The sequence below is a fragment of the Agromyces humi genome (assembly GCF_009720255.1).
In the GTDB taxonomy this organism is placed as follows: Bacteria; Actinomycetota; Actinomycetes; order Actinomycetales; family Microbacteriaceae; genus Agromyces; species Agromyces humi.
The window spans coordinates 1-5,910 of record NZ_WJSP02000232.1; the positions used below are offsets into that span (position 1 = coordinate 1).

A 5,910-nucleotide genomic window follows, 5' to 3' on the forward strand; every position below is an offset into this window, starting at 1 on the left:
GCCCGAAGGCCAGCCGCGCGAACCAGGGTGAGCCCGACCGTGCCGCGCTGTCTGCCGCACCGACGCAGGCGGCGTGCACCCGCACGCGGAGCTCCCCGACTCCCGGCCGGGGGTCGGGACGCTCGGCGATGCCGACGACCTCGGGCGGTCCGTACTCCGTGACTTCGGCGACTCTCATGATCCTTCTCCCTGCTCGTCGGGGTACTGGAAGACGTCGTCGAGCGGGACCCCGAACACCCCGGCGATCTGGAACGCCATCTCGAGCGACGGCGAGTAGCGGCCCTGCTCGATGGCGATGACGGTCTGGCGGGTCACGCCGAGGCGGCGGGCGAGCTCGGCCTGCGTCATCTCGTCGGCGCGGAATCGCAGCGCGCGGATGGCGTTCGTGACCCTCGTGGGCTTCACCACGTCGGCACGCCCCTGCGGTACGCGACGATCTTGGTGATGCTCGACAGGATGGCCGAGAGCACGAAGCAGAAGTAGACGGTGTTCGCGATCCAGAACCCGTCGGCGTCGAGCATCGCGAGCACGAGCGCGCCCAGCGCCCCGATCACGACGAACGAGCTGCCGACGCGCTCGCCGAGCCGGTCGATCTCCTTGTCGCGGATGTCGCCCCTCGTGCTCTCGCTCGGCGAGAACACCTCGACGAGGATGCGCCCGACGATCGACGCCACGATCGCCCCACCGATGACCCACAGCATGGCGGGCACGTAGTCGATCTGGTCGACGGGCGTTCCGCTCAGGAGCGTCGGCAGCACCAGCGCCAGGTACACGGTGCTGCCGACGATGGCGACGACGAGGTAGACCCACGTGCCCTTCTCCTCGTACGACACCGACGACTCGTGCTCGCGCCGACTTCGTCGCTCCATGCGGCTCACGCTCCAATGTCAAGAATTGTTTACGTGCCTCAATGTAAAGCGTGCCCGACACTATGTCAACAATTCTTGACACTGGCGACGGAACGCAGGTTCGGCATCCACTCGATCGTGCGGGCCGCGGGCGCGGGCGGCGGCTAGTGGCTGCCGTCGACGAGCTTCAGTCCCACCACGCAGCCGACGAGGCCGGCCATGAGCGCGAGCTTGGCCCACGAGACATCCGTGTCGCCCGTGATCATGGCCCACGCCACCGTGAGGGCCGCGCCGACGCCGACCCACACCGCATAGGCGGTGCCGGTGGAGATGTCGCGCATCGCCCAGGCCAGCCCGCACATCGAGAGGGCGAGCGCGCCGAAGAACACCAGCGACGGCCAGAGCTTCGTGAAGCCCTCGGACTTCCCGAGTGCGGTGGCCCAGACGGCCTCGAGGACTCCGGACACGATCAACACGACCCACGCCATGACGGTTCACCCCCATGGCCAGTCTTGTCGCGTTCCGGGTACTGGATTCCCTCGTCCGGGGCCGCCGTCGGGCGACCTGCTCACACGCTAGCAACGGAGCCTGTGCAGTGCATGGGCAGGCAGGCGGGCAGCGGATGCCGCGGCCACGCGCCCGCGGCATCCGCTCGGCTCACCCGGCGCTCAGGGCAGCGCGAGCACCTCGGCGAAGTGCTCCACCACCGGGAACGGGTCGTAGAACCCGTGCAGCAGCTCCCGCCAGCGTGCGTACTCGGGCGAGCCGCGGAACCCGACCGCGTGCGCCTCGACGCTCTGCCAGTGCACGAGCAGCAGGTATTCGTTCGGCGTCTCGATCGACCGCAACACCCGCAGGTCGACGAAGCCGGGCATCCCGGCGATGATCGGGGCTGCCACGGCGAGCGCGGCTTCGAAGTCGGCCTCGCGGCCAGGCGTCACGGGCAGGATGGCGTGTTCGAGGATCACCGGCTCCACGGTAGCGGTCCCGCCGCGGCATCCGGCGCTGGCAGCCGACGGCCGCGGAATGGCAGCCCGAGCCGGCAGCGCCGAGCGCCGTACGCGGCATCATGAGGGCATGGACTTCGACGACACCGCCGCCCTCATCGTGATCGACGTGCAACAGGGGTTCGACGACCCCGCGTGGGGCGCGCGCGACAATCCCGACGCCGAGGCGAACATCGGGCGCCTCGTCACCGCGTGGGCGGATGCCTCGCGGCCGATCGTGCTCGTGCGGCACGACTCCGCCTCGCCGGGATCCCCGCTCGGCGTGGGCACGCCCGGCAACGCGCTGAAGGACGTCGTGGCGGATGCCCCGCACGACCTCTTCGTGACGAAACAGGTGAACTCGGCGTTCTACGGCGAGCCCGACCTGCACGCCTGGCTGCAGGACCACGGCATCCGCCAGCTCGTGATCACCGGGATCCAGACCAACATGTGCGTCGAGACGACCGCGCGTATGGGCGGCAACCTCGGCTACGACGTGGTGCTGCCGATCGATGCGACGCACACGTTCGACCTCCAGGGGCCGGGCGGCGTGCGCCTCACCGCGTCCGAGCTCGCGCGCGCGACGGCGGTGAACCTCCAGGGCGGCGGCTTCGCCCGCGTCGTCACCACCGACGACGTGCTCGGCGGCTGAACGTCCCCCTGCTCGACGACGCGGCCGCTCGCCCGACGATGCGAGCCCGCCCGGCGTCGCGGCATCCGTTGCCCCGCATTACGGCAGCGAGCGGATGCCGCGGCGCCCCGCAGTAGCGTGAACCCATGGCAGACCGCGAATTCGGCTTCAAGACCCGCGCCATCCACGCGGGCAACATCCCCGACCAGGTGACGGGCGCCCGCGCGCTGCCGATCTACCAGTCGAGCGCGTTCGTCTTCGACGACACCGCGGATGCCGCCGCCCGGTTCGCCCTGCAGAAGTACGGCAACATCTACTCGCGCCTCGCGAACCCCACCGTGGCGAGCTTCGAGGAGCGCGTCGCGAGTCTCGAGGGCGGCCTCGGCGCCGTCGCCACGGCCTCGGGCCTGAGCGCCCAGTACATCGTGTTCGCGAGCCTGGCCGGCGCGGGCGACCACATCGTCGCGTCGGCGAACCTCTACGGCGGCTCGATCACGCAGCTGGATGTCACGCTGCGCCGCTTCGGCGTCGAGACCACCTTCGTGCGCTCCTCAGACCCCGCCGACTACGCCGCGGCGATCACCGAGCAGACCAAGGCGCTCTTCGTCGAGACGATCGCGAACCCGTCGGGCGAGATCGCCGACCTCGAGGGCCTCGCCGACGTGGCGCGCGCGCACGGCATCCCGTTCATCGTCGATTCGACCATCCCGACGCCCTACCTCAACCGTCCGATCGAGTGGGGCGCCGACATCGTCACGCACTCGGCCACGAAGTTCCTCGGCGGCCACGGCACGACGCTCGGCGGCGTGGTCGTCGAGTCGGGCCGATTCGACTGGCACTCCGAGAAGTTCCCGCTGTTCGGGCAGCCGGTGCCGAGCTACGGCGGCCTGCAGTGGTCGGGCAACTTCGGCGAGTACGCGTTCCTCACGCGCCTGCGCGCCGAGCAGCTGCGCGACATCGGCCCCGCGCTGGCGCCGCACTCGGCCTTCCTCCTCGCGCAGGGCGTCGAGACGCTGCCGTACCGCATCCAGGCGCACGTCGACAATGCCCGCGCCGTCGCGGAGTGGCTCGAGGCCGACCCGCGCATCGAGCGCGTCTGGTGGGCGGGCCTGCCGAACCACCCGCATCACGACCGGGCGCAGAAGTACCTGCCCAAGGGTCCGGGCTCGGTGTTCAGCTTCGAGGTGAAGGGCGGCCGCGCGGTCGGCCAGCAGCTCATCGAATCGGTGAACCTGGCTTCGCACCTCGCCAACATCGGCGACGCGAAGACGCTCATCATCCACCCGGCGTCGACCACGCACGCCCAGCTCACCGAGCAGCAGCTCGTCGACGCGGGGGTGCTGCCGGGCGTCGTCAGGATTAGCGTGGGCATCGAAGACGTTGAAGACATCATCGACGATCTCGACCAGGCCCTCACGGCCGCGACAGGAGGAGCACGATGAGCACGGCGACGGATGCCACGACCACGACCCTTCCCTCCGAGGCGGATGCCGCGGCATCCGCCGACCTCGAGACCGTGCGCCTCGTCAACGGCCTGTCCTGCGACCTGCCGGCGAGCTCGCCGCTCGCGAAGCTGCTGAAGTCGCAGCGCACCTGGATCGGCCCCGACGCCAAGCAGCGCCTGAAGATCCTCAACGCGGCGAAGTCCGTCGCGATCGTCGGAGCGTCGCCGAACCCGGCGCGATCGAGCTACTTCGTCGGCACCTACCTGCAGCAGTCGAGCGACTTCCGCCTCTACTTCGTGAACCCGAACGCCACCGAGATCCTCGGCGAGCCCGCGTATGCGAGCCTGACCGACCTGCCCGAGGTGCCCGACATCGTCGTGGTGTTCCGCCGCGGCAGCGACATCCCGCAGGTCGTCGACGAAGTCGTCGCCGCCGGCGCCAAGACGATCTGGGTGCAGCTCGGCATCTGGAACCAGGATGCCGCGTACTACGGCGAGGAGCAGGGCCTCACCGTCGTGATGGACCGCTGCATCAAGGTCGAGCACGCCCGCTTCCACGGCGGCCTGCACCTGCTCGGCTTCGACACCGGGCAGATCACCGCGCGCAAGACGGTGCGATAGCCCGCGTCCCACCAGTCCACGGATGCCGGATCGGCATCTTGATCGCGTTCGGCCACGGCGATTCGATCGAGGGATGCCGCTGGACATCGAATTCTCGTCGGACCCCGGTCGCCTCGACCGCGAACGGGTGCACGCCTGGCTCGCGCAGGAGTCGTACTGGGCCGCCGGACGCAGTCGGGAGACACAGGACGCCGCGATGGCGGCCTCACGGAACTACGGCGTCTACGACGCACGCACCGGAGCGCAGCTCGGGTACGCCCGCGTCATCACCGACGGGGTGACGTTCGCCTGGCTCTGCGACGTGTTCGTCGCCGTCGAGGCGCGTGGCCACGGGATCGGGATCGCGCTCGTCGACGGCATCATCGAAGAGCTCGCGCCGCTCGACCTGAAGCGCATCGCCCTCACGACGGCCGACGCGCACGGACTCTACGAGCGGTTCGGCTTCGGACCGCCGCCCCAGCCCGACCAGTGGATGGTTCGCATGGGCCCCGCGATGCGGTGAGCCGTCAGAGTCCCTCGAGGCGCGCGATGAGCGCCCGCCGGTCGACGCCCGCAGCGGCGAGCGCCCGCGCCACGGTGCCGAGGTCGGCCAGGAGCACGCCGCGCAGTGCGGCGGCGATCGCCAGCTGTTCGCGCTCCTCGCGCGAGCGCCCGCGTGCCCGGTTCGTGCGGAACTCGGCACGACGCAGCGCATTGCGCAGCGAGGCGCCCCAGCCCGGTCGGGTACGGCGTGTGGAGCGCAACCGCTCCTCGGCGATGGGGGCGACGCCCGCGACGTCGAGGGCGCGCGAACGCTCGGCGTCGAGTGCGGCCTCCACGGCGGCATGATCGAGGCCGAACTCCGCGAGGGTCCTGGCCGCGGGGTCGTCGCCCGCCGAGATCACGAGCAGCAGGTGCTCCGCCTCGACATTCGTCGCGCCGCGCCGAACAGCCTCGTCGATCGTGCGCAGCACGACCTGCTTGAGGCCGACGTCCATCGCGCCGTCGACCGCGCCGGGCACGTCATGCATTGCGTCTCCTCAGTTCGATGCCGGCTTCGCCGAGTCGCCGGTGATGCTTCTTGTGCACGGCCTGCCGGGTGACGCCGAGCGCTTCGGCGACCTGCGTCCAGCTCCAACCCGAGCGCATGGCCCGCTCGACGGCGGCGTCCTCGAGCCGGTCGGCGAGCTCGCGCAGCGCCACGACGGCAGCGAGGTCGTCGGCTTCGGCGCCGATCGGGTCCGGGGTTCGCGGGGTCATATCAGCAACCTAGGTTGCTTCGATGGTATTGTCAACCCATGTTGCTTACGACTCCGCCGGCGGGAGGCCGCCACCACGACCGCGGTCCACGCGCGGCCGGCGGGGGCGCGGGTAGGCTCGTGCGCGTGAACCGCGGTCGTG

At 70.5% G+C, this 5,910-nt stretch carries 10 protein-coding genes and 1 riboswitch; of the genes, 4 read left to right on the forward strand and 6 right to left on the reverse strand.

Annotation, left to right across the window (positions count from 1 at the left end):
• Positions 1 to 174: 174 nt before the first annotated feature.
• From GH736_RS15655 to GH736_RS15670, 4 genes are all read right to left on the reverse strand, one after another.
• Entirely contained in the window at positions 175 to 408 is a 234-nt protein-coding gene (locus GH736_RS15655) for a helix-turn-helix transcriptional regulator (RefSeq protein ID WP_159604983.1), read from the reverse strand.
• A complete protein-coding gene (locus GH736_RS15660; RefSeq protein ID WP_203230803.1) occupies positions 402 to 869 on the reverse strand; it encodes a hypothetical protein in 468 nt (155 codons plus the stop codon). Before GH736_RS15660 ends, GH736_RS15655 begins: the two co-directional genes overlap by 7 nt.
• Before the next feature lie 143 nt (positions 870 to 1,012).
• Positions 1,013 to 1,336, reverse strand: a complete 324-nt coding sequence (locus GH736_RS15665; RefSeq protein WP_159604985.1) for a DMT family transporter — start codon at positions 1,334 to 1,336, stop codon at positions 1,013 to 1,015.
• 13 nt (positions 1,337 to 1,349) lie between these two features.
• Positions 1,350 to 1,416, reverse strand: a riboswitch (guanidine-III (ykkC-III) riboswitch).
• Between the two features lie 100 nt (positions 1,417 to 1,516).
• Entirely contained in the window at positions 1,517 to 1,816 is a 300-nt protein-coding gene (locus GH736_RS15670; protein WP_159604987.1) for an antibiotic biosynthesis monooxygenase family protein, read from the reverse strand.
• 109 nt (positions 1,817 to 1,925) lie between these two features.
• Between GH736_RS15670 and GH736_RS15675 the strand changes: the two genes are divergently transcribed.
• The 4 genes from GH736_RS15675 to GH736_RS15690 all read left to right on the forward strand — a co-directional run bounded on the left by GH736_RS15675 (position 1,926) and on the right by GH736_RS15690 (position 5,032).
• Positions 1,926 to 2,486 carry a cysteine hydrolase family protein gene (locus tag GH736_RS15675; protein WP_159604989.1) on the forward strand — a complete coding sequence of 187 codons (561 nt, stop codon included), beginning with the start codon at positions 1,926 to 1,928 and terminating at the stop codon, positions 2,484 to 2,486.
• A gap of 125 nt (positions 2,487 to 2,611) precedes the next feature.
• A complete protein-coding gene (locus tag GH736_RS15680; protein ID WP_159604991.1) occupies positions 2,612 to 3,907 on the forward strand; it encodes an O-acetylhomoserine aminocarboxypropyltransferase/cysteine synthase family protein in 1,296 nt (431 codons plus the stop codon).
• Positions 3,904 to 4,530, forward strand: coding sequence for a CoA-binding protein (locus tag GH736_RS15685; protein WP_159604993.1), 627 nt, complete (start codon positions 3,904 to 3,906; stop codon positions 4,528 to 4,530). The genes GH736_RS15680 and GH736_RS15685 overlap by 4 nt, the downstream gene beginning before the upstream one ends.
• 73 nt (positions 4,531 to 4,603) lie before the next feature.
• Complete coding sequence (locus tag GH736_RS15690) at positions 4,604 to 5,032, forward strand: GNAT family N-acetyltransferase (RefSeq protein ID WP_159604995.1); 429 nt, start codon at positions 4,604 to 4,606, stop codon at positions 5,030 to 5,032.
• A gap of 4 nt (positions 5,033 to 5,036) precedes the next feature.
• Here the strand turns inward: GH736_RS15690 and GH736_RS15695 are convergent, their stop codons facing one another.
• On the reverse strand, positions 5,037 to 5,540 hold the full coding sequence (locus GH736_RS15695; RefSeq protein ID WP_159604997.1) for a Clp protease N-terminal domain-containing protein: 504 nt from the start codon (positions 5,538 to 5,540) through the stop codon (positions 5,037 to 5,039).
• A complete protein-coding gene (locus GH736_RS15700; RefSeq protein ID WP_159604999.1) occupies positions 5,533 to 5,769 on the reverse strand; it encodes a hypothetical protein in 237 nt (78 codons plus the stop codon). Before GH736_RS15700 ends, GH736_RS15695 begins: the two co-directional genes overlap by 8 nt.
• Positions 5,770 to 5,910: the final 141 nt, after the last annotated feature.